This window comes from Bryocella elongata (assembly GCF_900108185.1).
Classification (GTDB): domain Bacteria; phylum Acidobacteriota; class Terriglobia; order Terriglobales; family Acidobacteriaceae; genus Granulicella; species Granulicella elongata.
Window position 1 is genome coordinate 1,060,519 of sequence record NZ_FNVA01000001.1, and the last position, 18,479, is coordinate 1,078,997.

At 59.0% G+C, this 18,479-nt stretch carries 10 protein-coding genes; 2 read left to right on the forward strand and 8 right to left on the reverse strand.

What is annotated here, in order from left to right; all coding sequences use genetic code 11:
• The first annotated feature begins 289 nt into the window (after nucleotides 1-289).
• Together C4S68_RS04375 and C4S68_RS04380 are read left to right on the forward strand one after the other, a co-directional pair.
• Entirely contained in the window at nucleotides 290-1,681 is a 1,392-nt protein-coding gene (locus tag C4S68_RS04375) for an ATP-binding protein (protein ID WP_160114984.1), read from the forward strand.
• Nucleotides 1,678-2,355, forward strand: a complete 678-nt coding sequence (locus C4S68_RS04380; protein ID WP_103931748.1) for a response regulator transcription factor — start codon at nucleotides 1,678-1,680, stop codon at nucleotides 2,353-2,355. The genes C4S68_RS04375 and C4S68_RS04380 overlap by 4 nt, the downstream gene beginning before the upstream one ends.
• 59 nt (nucleotides 2,356-2,414) lie before the next feature.
• Here C4S68_RS04380 and C4S68_RS04385 read toward each other — a convergent pair whose 3' ends face one another.
• The 8 genes from C4S68_RS04385 to C4S68_RS04420 form a co-directional block, all read right to left on the reverse strand.
• Nucleotides 2,415-5,825, reverse strand: coding sequence for an outer membrane beta-barrel protein (locus C4S68_RS04385; protein ID WP_103931749.1), 3,411 nt, complete (start codon nucleotides 5,823-5,825; stop codon nucleotides 2,415-2,417).
• A gap of 215 nt (nucleotides 5,826-6,040) precedes the next feature.
• Complete coding sequence (locus C4S68_RS04390; protein WP_103931750.1) at nucleotides 6,041-6,910, reverse strand: sugar phosphate isomerase/epimerase family protein; 870 nt, start codon at nucleotides 6,908-6,910, stop codon at nucleotides 6,041-6,043.
• A gap of 150 nt (nucleotides 6,911-7,060) precedes the next feature.
• A complete protein-coding gene (locus C4S68_RS04395; RefSeq protein ID WP_235011343.1) occupies nucleotides 7,061-7,477 on the reverse strand; it encodes an MGMT family protein in 417 nt (138 codons plus the stop codon).
• 70 nt (nucleotides 7,478-7,547) lie between these two features.
• On the reverse strand, nucleotides 7,548-9,272 hold the full coding sequence (locus C4S68_RS04400; RefSeq protein WP_235011344.1) for a CRTAC1 family protein: 1,725 nt from the start codon (nucleotides 9,270-9,272) through the stop codon (nucleotides 7,548-7,550).
• Nucleotides 9,272-11,170, reverse strand: coding sequence for a CRTAC1 family protein (locus tag C4S68_RS04405; protein ID WP_235011345.1), 1,899 nt, complete (start codon nucleotides 11,168-11,170; stop codon nucleotides 9,272-9,274). Before C4S68_RS04405 ends, C4S68_RS04400 begins: the two co-directional genes overlap by 1 nt.
• A complete protein-coding gene (locus C4S68_RS04410; protein WP_160114986.1) occupies nucleotides 11,167-13,383 on the reverse strand; it encodes a CRTAC1 family protein in 2,217 nt (738 codons plus the stop codon). Before C4S68_RS04410 ends, C4S68_RS04405 begins: the two co-directional genes overlap by 4 nt.
• A gap of 90 nt (nucleotides 13,384-13,473) precedes the next feature.
• Nucleotides 13,474-14,478, reverse strand: a complete 1,005-nt coding sequence (locus C4S68_RS04415; protein WP_235011346.1) for a tetratricopeptide repeat protein — start codon at nucleotides 14,476-14,478, stop codon at nucleotides 13,474-13,476.
• Nucleotides 14,479-14,660: 182 nt separating this feature from the next.
• Nucleotides 14,661-18,395, reverse strand: coding sequence for a TonB-dependent receptor (locus tag C4S68_RS04420; protein WP_235011347.1), 3,735 nt, complete (start codon nucleotides 18,393-18,395; stop codon nucleotides 14,661-14,663).
• Nucleotides 18,396-18,479 lie beyond the last annotated feature (84 nt).

Here is an 18,479-nt window from a genome sequence, read left to right on the forward strand (position 1 = left end):
CGGCGGCTGTGGATAACATCGCGAACTGCTTACAAACGCCCGCAGACCGAACATGGTCCGAGTACAGGACGAACTGGAACGCCCTCAGGTCTCGCGAAGACGCACCCAGTACCTCTAGGCTAAATGAGTCGTGGCTCAGGAGATCAGGGGCAAGCGTGCTCTTCCGAGCCGTTCTCAATCTTTCGATTTTCCATACAGTAGATAGTGTGCACGTCCAGCGCATCGAGGAACAGGGTACTTCACGCAGATGTCGATGAGATTTCAAGTGGATCGGTGGCTGGAAAGATCGGTGTTGACGCCCCGCAGCCGGGTTTTCATCATCGCCAGCGGACTGGCCGCGATCGTTCTGATCGCAGTCGTCGACCTGAAGACCGGTGTGGCGATTCCGCTGGCGCCTTTGTATATCGTTCCGATCATTCTGATGAGTGCAGTGCTCGAGCGCTGGCAAATCGCCCTGCTTGGCCTCGTATGCACCTTCACCGCAGAATTTGCAGATGCCTTCACCTGGAACCTGAAGGAAGGACTTCCGCGCGATGCACTGTACTGGTTTGCCTATGTCGCCGTGGGGCTCTATGTACACGAGACCGTCCAGCGCCGCCGCGTAGAGCAGGCCCACTCGGATGCTCTACGAACCGAAGTTGAGACGCGGCGTGGCGTCGAAGAGCAACTCAGACTGGTCGTCGCAAACTCATCGATTGCCATCGTCACAGTAGATGAATCCGGAGTGATCCTCGATGCGAATGATGCGGCCCAACAACTCTGGGGAGGTACCGCCGGAGATATCAGTGCCTCGCTGGAGAGGTTGCCTCTGATCCGCTTCGTGCCCTCTCTGGCGCGTGTACAGGTCGGACGTCAGGGCTTTGAGCGCCTCCGCACGATGATGCAGTGCCAGGGCTTTCGGGCGAACAAAGATCCATTTCTCGCCGACGTCTGGTTCTCCACCTACAACAGTCCGCAGGGGCGCCGGTTGACGGCGATGATTATCGACTCTTCCAATGAGACCAGGGATCGTGAGCAGGCAAACCTTGAGCAGGTGCTTGTCAGCTCCAGGATCGCCCTGGGGGCTCTCTCCCACGAGATCCGCAACATCTGCGCCGCGATTTCAAACGTCCAGCAGAACCTGTTGCTGAACAAGCCCGATGCGCGACAGGTGAAGGAGTTTGACGCGCTGCGACAGCTTGTTGCCGCATTGGAGCGCATGGCATCCGCCGAACTCTCGCTTGTGAAGCGCCAGGCGACCTACGTCCACCTCGACAACTTTCTAAGCGACCTCTATATCGTCGTGCAGGCCTCGCTTCGAGAGGCAGATATCGACCTCGCGTGGGAGATCACACCAGGCCTTCCCGCCGTCTGGGCAGACTCATCGAGTCTCATTCAGGTCTTTCTAAACCTGATCAGGAACGCTCAGTCCGCCCTCCTGGAAAGCGAGGAGCCGCGGGTTCGAGTCACCGCAACGCGGCAGGGTGACCTCGTTCATATCGCCGTTGCTGACAATGGCCCCGGCATCTCCGATCCAGACAAGCTCTTTCGACCCTTCGGACAGCGAGGAGGCGCGACCGGATTGGGACTTTATTTATCCAAGGCGATGATGCGAAGCTTCCACGGGGAGCTTCGCTTTGAAGAGAGCCCCATTGGCGCTACATTCATCGTGGAACTAACCGTGGCAGAGGTAGACGAGTGAACACTGAGAACAATCCGATCGAGGTGATCCTCGTCGACGATCACACCCTTTTTCGCGAGAGCCTGCGACGCATGCTCGAGGAAGAGCCGGGATTTCACGTGAGTGGCGACTTTTCCACCGCGGACACGGCGATGAATGCGATCCAGCGTGGTCTCGCATTCGATGTCGCCCTCATCGATTACGAATTGGCCAGTACTGCGACCCTCGCGTCCAATGGGCTCGATCTGCTCCGCCGTCTGCGCCAGCTTCGACCCAGTGCAAAGGCGCTGATGGTCACCGCCGGCATGGACATACGAGATCTCCACAAGGCGGTGAAGCAGCTGAACGCCGGCATCTTCCTCAAGACCGAGCCGCCTGCAGAGCTGGTCCTCGCCATCCAGCGGACGGCCAAGGGCGAGCGATGGATCTCATCCGGCGCCGCGCTCACGCTCCTCAACGACGAAGAGCCGCGGGCCACGTCTACCAACGTTGGCCTAAGCCGGTTGACGCCGCGGGAGTCGCAGGTGCTGCGCGGCATCCTCGAAGGCCTCGGGAACAAGGAGATTGGCGCGCGGCTCGATCTCACCGAAAGTGCCGTCAAGGCTGTAGTGCAGAAGCTGTTCGAGAAGATCGGGGTTCGCAGTCGTTCCCAGCTCGTTCGCTACGCCATCGAAACGCAGATCGATTTACGTTAATTCCTGCCTGACGTAGTTGTCCCCACGCGGCTCCAGGGCTCCGTGTGGGGACAACTACGTCAGAAGCTGTACTTCAACGCCATCTGAATGATCCTCTGATCGCTTCCGACGGTCGAAGTAATCGTTCCGAAGTTGGAGGCTCCAAAGGTCGCGTTCGGCTGCGCAAAGTGGGCCTCGTTGAATAGGTCGAAGACCTCGAAACGAAACTCCACATTCTGCTCCGAAGCTACGGGGACGATCTTGAACAACGAAGCGTCCGAGCTGTTCCACCGTGGGCCCAGCAGAACGTTGCGCGGCTCGTTCCCTGACTGACTGTTGTTGATCAGCCCTCCTGATGTCATCGGGAGTTGAAGACAACCGACGTTGAGGAAAATGCTTGCGCTGCCGACGCGACGCGGGCCGTTGTTTGCATTGCAGGTTAGATTTGGACGGAAGGTCAGCGACTGTGCGGTCGTGGTGCCACTCACCGCGGTGAATGGGTTCCCTGACTGCGCCTGGAAGATGCCGTTGATCTGCCAGCCGCCGAGCAGCAGCTTCTCGACTGCGTTCGACGACCTCATCTGCGGCAGCTCATAGCTGAAGCTCACGACCACACGTTGCCGGGCATCGAAGAGCGAATTACCTCGCTCTTCCGACATCGCCGCATCGATCGAGGACTGATCGCCGATAGTCACCGGGAGCACAGGCCTCGAATCCCCACCGATGTTCAGACCCGAGAGATCGTCGATCGAGTGACTCCACGTGTAGGCCGCAGTCGCTCGTACGTGGTGCCAGCTTCGCAGCTGCAAGCTCGTCTGCAGAGAGTCGTACCAGGATCCACCCGCTGAGAAGGTGGGTCGTACCAGACCGAGCGCTGGAAAGACCGCGCGCGATCCCGCCGTATAAGCCGAGGTGCCGGACGACGCCGCAACCACTGTTGTCGGGTTCGCTTCGATGAAGACCGGCAGATGCGCGCCACGCGACCCCACATACGCAACCTCGACGCCCACAACGTCAGCAACCTGGTGTTGGATTCCGACGTTGTACTGATAAACCCTTGCGGTCTGGAAGGAGTGCGGAAGGCTCCAGCCGATGAAGGTTAGCCCAGAGGGAAATCCAGCTGGCCCGGAGGTGACGCCGGCATACGGATTCGCGAAGTACGCACTCGAAGCCGAAGCCAGAGGTCGAGGATAAAAGTCGATCTCCTGCAACGGTTGAAACGGGGGCGCCAGCGTTCCGTTCTGGAAGAAGTCTCCCTGCCCCGGCACCGTATCGTAAAAGACTCCCCATGCAGCACGAAGCGTAGTCTTCGCATCGCCCGTGGGATCGAAGTTGATTCCGAGCCGCGGCGCTACGTTGTTCGTGTCGGCATAATAGGTAGCCCTTGGCGTATCTCTGTCTCCCGGATATACGAGACCCAGAGGCGCAGTGGGTTGTACGGTGGACTGCTGCCCGGGATGCAACGCCGCCAGATGATTGTTCGCCTCCGTGTAGGGAAGGTTCACCTCGTAGCGAAGCCCCACATCCAGTGTCAAATGCCGGTTCACGCGAAACTCATCCTGCGCATACGCGGCATAGGTCCACGAAGCTCCATTGAGCGCCGGGTCGCCGGAGCCCTGCTGGAACATATACGGATATCCGAGGAAAAAATCCGCAAGCGTGTTGCCCGTGAAATTGCCATTAAAGGTGAAAGCACCGTTCGGTCTGTTGATGAATAACAGGTCGATGGCATCGCGCTGGACCTCGCCGCCGAACTGAAACTGGTGCCGGCCTTTCACCCACGTGAAGTCATCATCGATGGAGTCGACGTAGTTCTTCCTCGAAGCGAACGGTTGCTGTAGATCACCTTGCGTGAAGTATCCCGTGAGCGTCACGTTGGGGAGACCAAGCGCCTGTTGATTCGTCGGCTGATACTGATAGCCCGCGGTCGATGGAGAGACACCGCTGGTCCTGTTGGGAACGCCATGGATCCACTGACGCGCGTAACGCGCCACGTTGATCATGTGCGCATTCAAAATCCACGTATCAGAGCCCAACGCATCGTAGAGACTCATAATCTGTCTGTTCCCGGTGACAGGAAAGCTCGATGGCGTCAGCGGACCAAACAGATTCTGATGCGCGTAAAGATATCGTCCCAGTAACTGGTGCGACCGCCACTTGTAATCGGAACGAATGCCATACATATCCCGGTTATCGATGTTGGGCGGGTACTCTACGTAGAAGTTGTTCGCAGCGTTCGGCAAGTGGATGTAATTCTGCAGCAGGTAGGAACTGATGGCGCTCTCACGAGCAGGGTCGATCACATTCGGCTGCCCACCGTAGCAGTACTGAGCACCGGTGGCCGGATCGATGATGCGCCCGCTCCCGGAAACACCAGTGGCAGCGCAGCCGGAAGAAGCCGCCGCCCCGGTGAGCAATTCGCTGAAGTTCCCTGCTCGCTCTGCGGAACTGAGCTCCGGCACACTCAGAGTGTTGGCCGTAGCATCCTTCACGCGATAGCCTTCGTAGTAGCCGAAAAAGAACCATCTGTCGCGCAGAATTCTCCCCCCACCCGCTGCACCGAACTGGTTCTGCAGATACTCAGGCTTTGCGGAGGCCGCAGGCGTGAAGAAGTTCCTGGCTGCAAGAGCACCTTCACGATTGAAGTCCCAGACTGAGCCATGGTACTGATCGGTACCAGACCGCGTGACGACGTTCACCACCGAGCCGGCATTGCGCCCATACTGCGCCTCGTAAGAATGGGTCATGATCTTGAACTCCTGAATCGCATCAGGAGGAGGCCGCATCACGAAGCCGGAGTTGAAGGAATCATTGTTCTGCGCGCCGTCGAGCAGGAAGCTGTTCGACTGATTGCGCTGGCCATTTACATTGAAGCTGCCAGTGGTGTCGCCAAAGCCGCCCGGTGTAGCGTTACCGCTCGCCCCGCCGAGACCCGCAGGCGCTGCCACGACGCCCGGAATGAGCGTGCCCAGTTGGGCGAAGTTTCGTCCATTCAACGGGAGATCGGCGACATCCTGTTGCCCAACGACAACTCCCGTAGTCGCATTCGACGTCTCGACCAAAGGTGCGGAACCCGTGACGGAGATCGCATCCGTTGTTGAGCCCAGCAACAGGCGCGCATCCTCGCGCGACGTGCCATTCACAAGCACCTGCACGCCACTCGCGACCAGGCTCCTGAAGCCAGGCGCAGTAACCTGCAATGTGTAGTTTCCTGGAGCAACAAGGGGAAATTGATATTCGCCGCTTGAAGCACTCACGGTGCTTCGCAGCTGTTTCGTGGCTGCATTGGTGAGCTCAACTGTAGCTCCCGCAACCACACGTCCCTGAGGGTCTGTAATGACACCCGTAACCGCCCCGGTAGCTTGCGCACGCGCGTTTGCGTTGCACAGCCAAACCGGTAGAGCCACAACGATCAATACAACCAAGCACCAACGGCGCACCCTCAGTCTCTCACGATGGAAAGGAATCACATCTGCAAGGACCTGGCGCATACTGCAACCTCCAAGTCGAGTTGTTGAAACCGGCACCTCTCAATCGGAAGACTGCAGCGACGAACGGCTTCCTTGCTATTGTCCACGATGCGTCGGTGGGAGTCGTGAACAAGCCGCAAAGTCCGCGTCGATCACGAGGCTAAGGCAGCAAACAAAAGGCGGGCGAGTCGCCATGTCCAGCGCCCGCCCGCCCTCACACTTCGAAGCTTGTCCAGCTAAGCCTTCTGATATCCCATCCCATTAAGGACGCCACGCATATACGCGAAGCTCTCGATCACGCCAGGCATGGGGTTATCGCCATTGATCTCGTACTCGAGATCGACAAAGCCCTTGTAGCCGATGGAACCCAGGGCTTCGAAGATCGCGCGGAACGGAATCTTGCCCTGACCGACGGCAACCTGACTCTCTCTCGACTTGAAGTCCGTGAGATCCTTCACGTGCATGTTGAAGAGTCGCGGCCCTGCAGCATGAATCGCCACAACCGGATCCGTGCCTGCACGCTCGCAATGCCCGACGTCGATGCAACAACCCATGCGGGGGTCCATTCCCTTCACCGCCTTGAGTACATCCAGCGGGGACGGAAAATACTTGGCGTCTTCGGGTCCATGGTTATGGATCGCGATGCGGATATCGAACTCCTTTGCAAAGCGTTCCATGATGGGCAGCGACCTGGTGTCGGGATCACCGGAGACGATCACCTTCACGCCCGCACGCTTCGCGTATTCGAACTTGGCCTTGATATCCGCCTCGTCCGGCTTTGAGAAGGACACCGTACCCACGGCATGCAATACGATCCCAGCCGCGTTGTAGTCTGCCAGGGCTGCAGCCTCCAGGGCTGGGTCCATCGGCAGATGGTCCTTCGCGTCCTTGGCATTGAGAGCGGTCAAGCCCAGTTGCTTCATGAACCCGATCATCTGAGACCGATTGAAGTTGCGGAAGGTATAGCTGGCGAGTCCCAGACCAAATCCCGGCACGCCCAGCATCTTCATTGGAGCGGCGGTCGCGCTCATCTCTGGAAGCATCATCGAACCAGCCAGCAGCGCACCACCGCGCAGGACATTCCTGCGCGAAACCTCATGACTCATCGCACATCTCCTCAGGGTTACCTGCATCGCGCTTCGCAATGCAGCAGCCATATCATCACGCCATCCGGTGCGCTGTCGAGAGCTAAGACTCCTCTCGGACGAATTTTGTGGGAAGTTGCAACAAAATCAGAGTTCAACACCCGCCGGACCTCAGTCGAGCGCCTCCCAGCTCCTCAGACGGTGCTCGCAAACCTCCATATCGACACGGTCACCACGAAAGCTGACTCCTTCCATCCGCAGCCGGGCCCGTTGCTCGACTGCCGCTTCGCCCGGCAGCTTGATCTCTCCTCCAGTACCAAGCACGCGATGCCAGGGAAGAGAGTCCGGAGGATCCGTCCGCAGCAATCTCGCGACGGCCCGGTGATACTGCGGGTATCCCGCCGCTGCCGCGACGCGGCCGTACGTGCTCACCTTGCCGGGAGGGATGCTCAGCACGATCTGGCGAAACGCACGGTCTCGCAACTCGTTCGCACGAGCCCCATCTCGCAGAACACGCCTGCGGGCCGATGGCGTCATCCCATCGCCACCGCTCGAATAGTCAGCCGGTCCGGATCTCTTCTTTGGCATACGTCACAAGGATGCCACGCCCGGCATAGTCCGGTCCCGGTCGAGCCACAGACCGGAGAGCCGAATCGAGTCAGGGCTTCGCGCCCTTACCCTCGACCAGCTCGACGAAGCGGTCCACGCCCGCTGCCTTGAATGCCTCATGCTCACCGTTGGGCCAGCGAACGTCGATGCCCTTTATCGCCTCTTGATGACCAAGTCCGAAGTGCAGCCGCAGGTCGCTCGAGCTGTTATAGCTCGAACCGCTTCGAACTTCGTCGACGAGATCTCGAGTTGCGAGATGCACGACGACACGGGCGCCGATGCCATCTCGATTCGACACCGTCCCCACGAGCCTGACGCCCAGCCAGTGGTTGGAGTTCCGGGCTTCATTGACGAGCAGCATCGGCCGGTCGCTAAGGTTATTCACGACGGCAGACAGCCGGCCGTCGTTCCAGAGATCGGCAACGGCGAGCCCCCTGCCGCTCAACGGCTCAGTCATACCTGGTCCAGAACTCTTAGAAAGATCCTTGAACTTGCCGTTCCCGGCGTTCCAGTAGAGAAAGCGCGGTTCCTTGAACGTTGCACCGAGCCGTGCCGAATCAACCTCGGGATACACATGACCGTTGGCCACAAGAAGATCGGGCCAGCCATCGTTATCTACGTCGGCAAACATCGCTCCCCAACCCAGCGCATCCAGATTGATTCCGAGTCCGGCTTCAGTCGTCTCGTCCGTGAACGTGGCATCTCCATTGGCCTTGTAGAGCGTCGCCGTATCGTCCGAGAAGTTCGTCTTGAAGAGATCGAGATGCCCATCGCCGTTGTAGTCCGCAGCCGTAGAGCCCATGCCAGCCTGCTCGCGGCCATCTTCGTTGAACGCCGCCCCCGCATCTGCAGCAACGTCGGTAAAGGTACCGTTCTTGTTGTTGCGATACAGGATCGCGGGCGTGGAGTCGCACGCAACGTAGATATCCGGCCAGCCGTCTTCGTTGTAATCCAGCGTGGTTACAGAGAAGCAGTAGTGACCTTCGGTCTTCTCGATTCCTGCAGCCGCGCTAACGTCCTTGAACTTCCCGCCACCTTCGTTGTGATACAGGATGTTCGGTGCATGAGGCAGGCCGCGCGGCCCGCACATGACAGGAGCACCCTTCCAGGTACAACCCGCCTCCGACCCCGGCGCTGGTGTCTTCGCAAGGTCGAAGTGCAAGTAATTCGCAACGAAGATATCGAGCTTGCCGTCACGGTCGTAGTCGATAAAGGCGCAACCCGTGCCCCATTCCTTACCGGTGCCCGCCGCGCCAGCCTGCTCGGCGACCTCTTTGAAGGTGCCATTGCCTTCGTTGTGAAAGAGCCGGTTCTTTCCGTAATCCGTCACATAGATGTCGTCGAAGCCATCATTGTCATAGTCCCCCACACAGGCTCCCTGCCCCCATGCAGTAGACACCAATCCAGCTTTCGATGTGACATCCGTAAAGGTGCCGTCGTGATTGTTGTGGAAGAGATGGCTCGTAGGGGCTTCGCCTCTGCGCTGTTCGGGGTGCAACTCCTGCCCATTCACCAGGAAGATATCCATCCAACCATCGCGGTCATAGTCGAGAATGGCGACGCCCGAGCCCGTTGCCTCGACGATGTACTTCTTGTTCTCCGCATCGCCGTTCACGTTGCGGACTGTGATGCCAGCCTTCGTCGCTACATCAACAAACCAGGCTGGCGTCGGATGCTCGGCACTCGGCGGGTACGGTTGCTGCGCAGCGAGAACCATTGCGAGCGCCATGACCGCAGCGGTCGTGATGGCCTTCAGCAAGTAGCGCGGACCCATCAAACCTTCTTCTCAACCGCGACGGCCGCGCCCATCGGCATCGACTTGAGGATCTTTCCACCCTCTTCGATCACGTAGAGATGATTTGCCGCGAGATCTTTAAGAGCGTCTCTGCTGCCGGAGGGCCACACGATCTCCACCAGATCAGCCTTCACTGCTTGATCTAGCCCGAAGTGAATCCGCAGATCATTCTGCGAGTAGTAGCTCCCCCCGCTTCGCACCTCCTCGATCTGCCTCAATGGCTGCTTTCCGACGCCGCTCTTCTCCTGGGATGTGGTCTGCGCGGTGACGGTGATGCGAGCTCCCACTGCAGTCCGATTCGACTTGGTTCCGACAAGCCGCACCTTGATCCAGTTCCGTTGGATCGTCGCTTCGTTGCGCAGCAGTTGTGGCGGAGCGTTTACGCAGTTCACTACGGCATCCATCGTGCCATCGTTGTTGTAGTCGCCAAACGCGCATCCTCGCGCCGGTACAGCTGTAGTGATTCCAGACCCGGCCTGGTCCGTCACCTCTTCAAACTGGCCGTTGCGCAGGTTGCGATAGAGATACTTGTGCTCGGCATAGGGAGCGTCGAGATGGGAGCCATCGACCTCCGGGTACACATGGCCATTGGAGATAAAGATGTCCAGCCAGCCATCGTTGTCCACATCGAGGAAGCCCACGCCCCACCCAAGATATCGAGTATTGATGCCGAGTCCTGAGAGATACGTGTGATCCTCAAACGTCCCGTCCCCAAGGTTCAGATAGAGCGAATCTGTATCGCCCGCGAAGTTCGTCTTCACAATGTCGAGCAGGCCATCGCGATTGAAGTCACCCACAGAAACGCCCATACCGGCCTGCGGCTTTCCATCAGGAGAGTAAGCAATGCCGGATTCAACCGCCACGTCTTTGAACGTGCCGTCTTTCTGATTTTGATAGTAGGTTGCGGCCGTCGAGTCATTCGCAACATAAATGTCGGGCCAACCATCGTTGTCCAGGTCGGCCACCGTCACACTCAGACCGTAGGTGCCGATGGTCTCCCACATTCCCGACTTCTGGCTGACGTCGGTAAAGGTTCCGTCGCCATTGTTGTGGTACAGGATGTTCTTTCCGCCATCGAGGCCTGGAGGGCCGCACGCAACCTGCATGCCCTTGTAGGCACAACCAGCGGCCTCGGGCAGCGGAGCGGTCTTGATGTCGAAGTCAATGTAGTTCGCCACGAACAGATCAAGATGACCATCCTTGTCGTAGTCAAGAAAGGCGCATCCTGAGTTCCAGCGCAAGCGCGACTGCGTCAGGCCAGCTTTGGCAGTCACGTCAGTGAACGTACCATCGCCGTGGTTCTTGTAGAGGATGTTCTGCCCGTAGTAGCTGACGAAGAGGTCATCAAGACCGTCATTGTCATAGTCCCCGACACAGCAGCCCTGTCCCCAGCCGCTCCGGGTCATCCCGCTCTTCGCCGTAATGTCCGTAAACGTGCCATCACGATTGTTCTTGAAGAGGCGGCTGATCGGCTCCTGCCCCTTGGGGAAGCCTTCCAGGGTCGTGCCATTTACGAGGAACAGGTCAAGCCAGTCATCGTGATCAAAGTCATAAAATGCAACGCCGCAACCCGTGGTCTCCAGCAGGTAACGATTCTTGTGCTGTCCGCCATAGATCGTCTTCGCATTCAGTCCGCTCTCCTTCGCGACGTCGATGAAGCTGAACCCAAGCGGAGTTCCCGTGACGGGTGATGGCAGCATCTTCGCACCGCGCGCCTTCGCGGTATATTCCGGCCGTGCTCCAATCTGCGGCACCGGTTGAGTTGCGGGTTGCTGCGCGTGAGCCGCCAGCTTGAGCACGTCTTCCATCGATAACACCAGCGCGGTGCGGGATAGCGAGGTAATGAAGCCACGCCTCGTCCAAATCTTCTCGTTCATCTCCGCGTATCCTCCACGAGCCGTCCTGCACCTTCACGCAGCGTGTAGCGACGGTCCACCGCGACGCTGCGTATCGCATCCACAATACCCGAGGTGGGCCACGTCACGCGCACTGAAGTAACGCGTGTAGCTTTGCCTACACCGATGTGCTGTTCCAGCGGGTTTCCACCGAAGCTGGAACCAAAGCCTACTGTCCTGAAGATGTGCCGCGTCTTGCCATCGGAGCCCGTTACGGCGACGTCGATTCTCGCCCCAAACGCTGCACGATTGCTCCTCACGCCGGAGAGCCGCAGCGTGATCCAGTGGTTTCCATTGCCGGGGTTCTTGTAGAGCGCGCTTTGGAAAGTGTCTCCCGGCTGTGCCCCACCCATCTCTTCAAAGACGTCCTCAAAGCCGGACCGGTGAAGATCCGCGAACGCGATGCCGTGTCCCTTTTGCAGGTGCCCAAAGTCGCCGGCCGTCGTTACATCCTGAAAGCTACGACCGAGAGAGTTGCGGAACATGCGGTTCGGCAGAAGCGCCTGGTATGTGGAGTCGCCGGTGCCGAGGTAGATATCCAGCCAGCCATCATTGTCCAGGTCCCCAAAGTTCGCACCCATCGTCAGGATGGCTCGATCGAGATGGACGTCTGCCGTAACGTCCTGGAAGGTACCGTCATGCATGTTGCTATACAACCTGGGCTTCTCTGCCTTGACGGGCTTACCCATCTCGAACGCACCGACGTCTCCCGAGGCGTTAAGCGAATATCCCGCCACAAAGATGTCGGGCCAGCCATCATTGTCGAAGTCGAAGAACCACGTCGCAAAGCTGTTGGACTGTTTGTCCACACCGGCCTCGTGAGCCACATCGGTAAAGCGCCATCCCTTGCCAGGGTCCCCGGGATCGCGCGGCCCATCATTGCGGAAAAGGTGGTTGTGCCCATTCATCACCGACACGTACAGATCCGGCCGCCCATCGTTGTTATAGTCGCCCCACGCCACGCCTTTGACAAATCCGAGGTCGCCAAGGCCACTCTGTTGTGCGCACTCGGTGAACGTGCCGTCGTGATTATTGTGGAATAGTAGAGATCGGTGGCGGTCGCCTTCGCTCGACTCATAACCGACCATGATGTCCAGCCAGCCGTCGCCGTCGTAGTCGGCCCAAGCTGCCGTCTGTGTGGGGCCCTCGACCAGAAGGCCAGCCCGCTCGGTCACGTCATCGAAGGTGCCATTGCCGTTGTTGCGCAACAGCGACATCGGATACGCGCCCTGCCTACCCCACCAACCACCCCGCAACACGAGAACGTCCGGATGCCCATCGTTGTTGTAGTCGGTCAGCACAAGGTTCAGGCCGCCGGTCTCTCCCATAAGGCCAGAGCGCCGCGTGACGTCTCGAAACGTTCCATCGCCATTGTTGTGAAACAACCGCATCTGATCGTTGGGCCCGGACGACGAGATCATCACATCCAGCAGGCCGTCTCCATCGAAGTCCTCCACCAGTACACCGCCTGCGTGCCCTGTCACATCGAGCCCCTCCGACGCGGCGAGCTGTGGGAACTCTGGCAGCTTGGCTTCAGGCGCAAACAGACTCTCGGGGATCAACCACTGCGCCGGAACGCTACTGGGATAGTGGCCGAGCTGCATGTAGGCCACGTTCAACAACCACCGCGACTCCGTGTCGGCAGGGTCTCGCTCGAGAAGCAGCGAAAGCTCGCGAACAGCTCCTTCTGCACCCCGCGTGTTCTGGTGGACCGCGTCCGAGCGCAGGGGAAAGAGGCAAGCTCGAGAGGTTGAGCTCATCGCGCAGTTCTCCTGCTCTCCGAGCCGGAGATACGCGAGGGCCAGCCAGCGCCCATGTTCCTTAACGTCCGAAGGGGGCATCGACGCCCCTGCGCGTTGCCAACGCCGCCGCACCTCTTCCAGTTGACGCACAGCGCCCTCGCTATCCCCGGCATAGAGCATCTCGCGAGCAAGCTGCTCCCGCACCGTCGTGTCGTCGTGAAGAGATAGTTTCTGCGTCGCGAGTACTTGCGAGTAATAGCGAACACGAACATCGGGCTTATTGGGGTCGACCTTCCAGTCGGTAGCCGCAAAATCTGCGCGTAGCCTCTCGGCCATTCGCTTCGTGCTCTCCGCCTGGTAGATGGGCTCGCTATCCGCTCCCGGAGCCGGGCTCGAGACGCTGCCGATCGCAGGAGACGACGGCATCACACCGGCCCCATGCGTCATCTTCATCCCTGGGTCTTGCGACAAGGCAGACGCGCCGCCAAGGACGATGTGTGCAACGACTAGAGACCAGGTGCGTGCTCGAACCATCCCCGTGCCTTAGTGCGCAGTTTGAAGCTGCGGTTCAGTAGCCCGCTGTAGCTTCTCGCCGAGTGCCGTCTCGCTGCGCGCCTGCTCCGTACGGCCCAGGGCACGGTACGCTTGTCCCAGCAGGTTATGCGTCATGTAGTTCGCAGGATCCATCTGCGCAGCATGCTGGAGATAGGACGCCGCACTCGCAGCATCGTTCTTCTTCAACATCGTCTTGCCCAGCAGGATGAACGGCCCGGTGGCATTCGGCTCCAGCAGTACAGCCTCCTGCAGGCTGCGTTGTGCTTCGTCATACCGGCCAGCACGATTGTAAGCGTCCCCAAGGCGATCATAGGTACTTCCCTCCAACGGACTCCGCTGACGTTCCAGCTCGAACTCGCGAATGGCGTCATCGATGCGTCCCTGCGCGAGGGCGATCTCCCCGATCAGCCCATGCGCTCCGGGAAGCGCCGCGTCGAGGCTTACAGCCTTCTGTGCGAACTCCAGGGCCACCGGAACAAACTCGCGGCGAAGCAACATGCGCGCGGCAAGAAGATAAGCTTGCGGGCCGTCAGGCGCAAATCCAAACTGCGTGGCGAAGGCGTGGCGTGCATCGTCATAGCGACGCGTATCCACATAGCAGAGGGCCAATGCGTAGTTGGGATCTGCCTTACGAAGATTCCCACCTTGATTGTTCTTTGCTGCGGCTTCCAGCAAAGGAATCGCATCCGCAGGACGCCCGAGTTTCACCAGCACCAGCCCCCGCATCTCGGTGGCTTCCTGGTTGCCGGGCTGCTCTTTCAGCGCAGTCGCGAACTCTTTGTCAGCAGACGGAAGATCGGCCTTGGCGAAGTCAGCGAGCCCCGCAAGCAGCGCGAGCCCATCGTGAGGCTTGCCATCAGCACGAAGCGCGTCAATCTGCGCCAGCGCCTCAGCTGCGCGCCCATTGTCGATCATCTTCCTGAGCGCTGCTGCCGATGGCGCCGAAGCAGCCTCGGCGGTCGATGGGGACTGCGCGGTCAGATTTGTTGCCAACGTCCCTAAGAACAAAATTCCGGCCGCGCATAGGCTCGCGGTGCCGATCAAAGAGTGCCTCTTCATGAACCCGATCATCAACTCAATCGCAAGGGCGATGCAATGGCCAATTTGGCCTGAAGAAAAATGCGGCGGGAGGGGATGTCATCCCCGCCCACCGAAGGGAGGTAAATGCTAGTGAGTTAGAACGCCAGGTGCAGGGTGAACTGCAACTGACGTGGATTGGTTGTACCGCTCAAGCTGGACGGATAGGAACCGCTGCCGATGCCTCCTCCGCTCTGTACCGAGCCGGCCGGGGTGCCATAGTTGATGTGGTTGAATGCGTTGAAAGCATCCATACGGAATTGCGCCGTGTAACGCTCGTGGAAGGTCACGTTCTTCATCAGCGACATATCGGAGTTGAAGAAGTGCGGTCCCCAGGCAGTATTGCGGCCGACGTTGCCGATGGTATCCAGACCCGGCGCCGTGAACGCACCACCCAGCCCCGGAGCAGTAAAGTACTTTGCTCCGTTGCCAAATCCGGTGAGTCCGGTCTTCAGACTTCCCGCATTTCCGTTGACCTGGCAAGGTGCGTCACCAGGAACCTGGTTAGCACACGAGTCATAGCTCAACGTGAATGGCAAACCGCTTTGATAGACAAACACCGGGCTGATCTCCCAACCGCCAACGATGTAGTTCACCACACCGCCCTGGTTGAGAAGCATCTGGTTCTTGCCAAACGGCAGGTGCCAAAGGCCGTAGCCCGTGAAGGCGTTACGGCGGATAGCTTGATCGTTGCCGATGATGGCTTGCTTGTTCCAGGTTGCGAAGCCGCTCGCGTTATCGGTGCCGACCTGGTACGCATAGTTGCCATTGATACTCAGGCCCTTGGTGTAATTCTTGGTCACCTTGAGCTGGAGTGCGTTGTAGTGGGTGTCCTGATCATCACCGTAGTAGCTGATGCCCTGGGTCCAGTTGCAGGCGCCGGAACCGCAGGCGGGCAGGTTGCCGTTGGTGTAGCGCTGCAGCAGGGTCGTGTTGGAGGTTGCGCCCGTCGAGCCTACTGCGTTCGCAGTGAGGCAACCTGAGGTACCCGCCAGGCAGCTTCCGCCCGCAGGATCGTAATGAAGCGCCTGGTTGGTAGTCACGTTGAAGGATGCCGGAAGAGCTATGGCAGCTTCGTTCGGGTTTGTATTGTTGCCATCCCCGTCGCTCAATGTATGCGAGCCCTTGTTGCCGACGTACGCCACCTCGATCGAAAGGCTCGGAGTGAGCGAACGCTGCACGGCGAAGTTCCACGCATCCAGCGTCGGAAGCCGTTCCGTGAAGGGGCGAGCCTTGACACTCACCGATTGACCGATGGTCGTTGCGGGATTCGCTCCAGGAATCGATGCTGTAATTGCGATCTGACCGCTCGAGTTTGCTGCGGGCGGAGTGAAGTTGGAAAGCGGGCTGCTGGCATTGGGATACGCTGTACCTGTTCCACCAACGCCAGGGCTGCTCAGGTTGAAGGCATAGCTGGTGTTACCACCCACGGCATTCAGCGACTGATTGGCCAGCACCGGGATGTTCTGCGTCACAACGTGTCCGAACTCTGAACCGAAGACTCCGAGATCGAAGCTTCGTCCATAGCCGGCGCGGATCACCGTCTTTGAATCGAGCTGGTACGCCGCACCGAGACGCGGGTTCCAGGTGTTCTTGGCCGAAGCTACGCCCATGTTCAGCGGAACTCCGCCTACACCGGCGACGTTGATGAAGCCAGTCTGCAGGTTGAGCAGCGCGCCATTCCCTGCACCATTCACGCGCTCCGCAGCGTAGTACTCATAACGCGTTCCGAGATTCAACGTCAGCTTGGGTGTAACGCGCCACGTATCCTGCCCGTAGAAGAAGTCTCGTGGCTGGAATTCCTTCGCATTGGTCGAGGTGCTGGTGTAGCGGTTAAAGGACGTGACGTCGCCAGTGATGAAGCTGGCGAAGCCGAGGCCGCCAACAGAACCGTTGGATGTTGGACCGTTGCCGAAGTTGTTCACACCGGTACGATCCGAATCGCTCGGTACGCGCAGGTTGCGGGCATAGCGGAGATCGACACCAAACTTCACCGAGTGGTTGCCAATCGTCTTCGTCCAGTTATTGACGATCTGGAACTGATCCTCTTTCTCCTTCAGAGGGCAGTTGCAGTGATTCATGTTGAGGCCCGAACCGAACTGCGGCCCCTGGTTCTGGGTCGTGGACGCAGCGCTGCTCAGGTTCGTCTGGTTCGTGTCTGCAATCTGAATATCCGGCGTGCCGAAGTCCGTTCCGATCGCGAGGCTCGAGCCGGTTCCGCTGACGTTCTCACCCAGGAAGGGGAGGTTGGTGTTACCCGGATCATTCTTGTGCGTGATGATGTTGTAGCGGAAATATCCAAGTCGGATATCAGTAACCAGCTTGGAGTTGATGACGACGTCCGTGCCCAGCGCCAGTGAATCGTTCGCGCCGTTAGAGACACCACCGAAGCCGGCGATACCCAGGCCAGGACCACCGGCCGCGCCGAAGAGGCTAGCGCCGCTGAGAGTATCCGTGAAGCGGCTGAAGCGACCAAAGATATGAACTCTCTGGTTCAGCGTTGCGTCCCCACGAACATCCCACTGGTTGCTGTTGAAGATGCCGGTTCCGCTGCCTACGTAGTTGTTTCGCAGCCCAGCACCGTTGATGCCCGTCGAGTTCGGAGTCTTCCCGTTCGCGAGAAGCAGCTTGAAGAGGTTCACAGCCTGCGGCGAAAGCTGGCTGAGAGGAATGATGTTGTTCGTGTACGCCACCGGCGTGCCACTGGCATTGTTGTACAGCTGGTGGTTGCCCTCAGCGTTGGTGGCGTTCAGGTACTGGCTGAAGTCGCATCCCGGTTGGCCGTTCGACGCATTGGATGCGCCTGTGCAGCTCTGGAGTGCGAGCAACGTCGGAACGGTGCCGATACCTGTACCGGCAGACTTCTGTCGCACGCCCTGGTAGTCACCGAAGAAGAAGATCTTGTCCCGCAGGATCGGACCACCGATTGAACCACCAAACTGGTTCTTAAGACCGGTCCCGTACGGAATCTTCTGGTTCGTGGAAGTGTTGTAACCCGTGAACGGGTCGCGCGCCAGGTTGGCATTCGACTCGCGATTATCGAAGAGCGTTCCATGAAACACATTGGTGCCCGACTTCGTCTGCACCGTTTCTACCGAGGCGACGGCCTTGCCAAACTCAGCGTCGAAGTTCTGGGTAGCCAGCTTCGCTTCTGACATGGACTCCGAGTTTGGGTTGATGACGATGATTCCCAGGATTGCATCCTGGTTATCAGTGCCGTCCAGCGTGTAGTTCACACCGCCGAACGCCTGACCGTCGATCTGGATCTGCTTGGAGCCTTGCGGATTCTCAGACGCCGCATGAGCCCATCCCAACTGCACCGCACCCGGAAGCAGAAGCTGCAGGTTGGCGAAGTTGTGATCTGGAATTGGCAGCTCAGTCAGTTCTTGTGCGTTGAAGTTCGTCGCTACATCCGCACGATCGGTCTTCAACTGGGGTACCGCATCGGCCTCCACCGTTACGGTTTCGTTCGTCGTACCGACAGGAAGGATCGCGGAAACGGTGTTGGTTCCGTCAGCAAAGATCTGCAGACCCTTTTGTTCGTAGCCTTTGAAGCCAGCTGCTCCGACTTTGACGTCGTACGTGTCGGGGATAAGGTGAGATACCACGAACTCACCGGACGCGTTGGTCGTCATCGTCACGGTGGTTCCCTTGGCTTCGTCCGTAACAGTAATCGACGCGTTCGGGACTGCTGCCCCGGTCGCGTCGGTCACTGTTCCCTGGATCTGACCATAGACGGCTTGTGCGTGTGCGTACGAACCGGTAGCCCCGGTGATCGTCGAAAACGCCATCGCTGCAGGTACGCAGAGATTCCGTACCCAATTCTTTGCCATGCCACTCCTCCTGAAAAACGCTTCATGCATCAGCCCTGTCCTGCCTCCTGTGAATGGCTCCCGGATACCGGGCCCTGCGTGTAC

Excerpts from the sequence above, each read along its gene's own strand:
- C4S68_RS04385 (WP_103931749.1), bottom strand. The coding sequence starts at position 5,825 with ATGCGCCAGGTCCTTGCAGATGTGATTCCTTTCCATCGTGAGAGACTG.
- C4S68_RS04390 (WP_103931750.1), bottom strand. The coding sequence starts at position 6,910 with ATGAGTCATGAGGTTTCGCGCAGGAATGTCCTGCGCGGTGGTGCGCTG.
- C4S68_RS04395 (WP_235011343.1), bottom strand. The coding sequence starts at position 7,477 with ATGCCAAAGAAGAGATCCGGACCGGCTGACTATTCGAGCGGTGGCGAT.
- C4S68_RS04400 (WP_235011344.1), bottom strand. The coding sequence starts at position 9,272 with ATGGGTCCGCGCTACTTGCTGAAGGCCATCACGACCGCTGCGGTCATG.
- C4S68_RS04405 (WP_235011345.1), bottom strand. The coding sequence starts at position 11,170 with ATGAACGAGAAGATTTGGACGAGGCGTGGCTTCATTACCTCGCTATCC.
- C4S68_RS04410 (WP_160114986.1), bottom strand. The coding sequence starts at position 13,383 with ATGAAGATGACGCATGGGGCCGGTGTGATGCCGTCGTCTCCTGCGATC.
- C4S68_RS04420 (WP_235011347.1), bottom strand. The coding sequence starts at position 18,395 with ATGGCAAAGAATTGGGTACGGAATCTCTGCGTACCTGCAGCGATGGCG.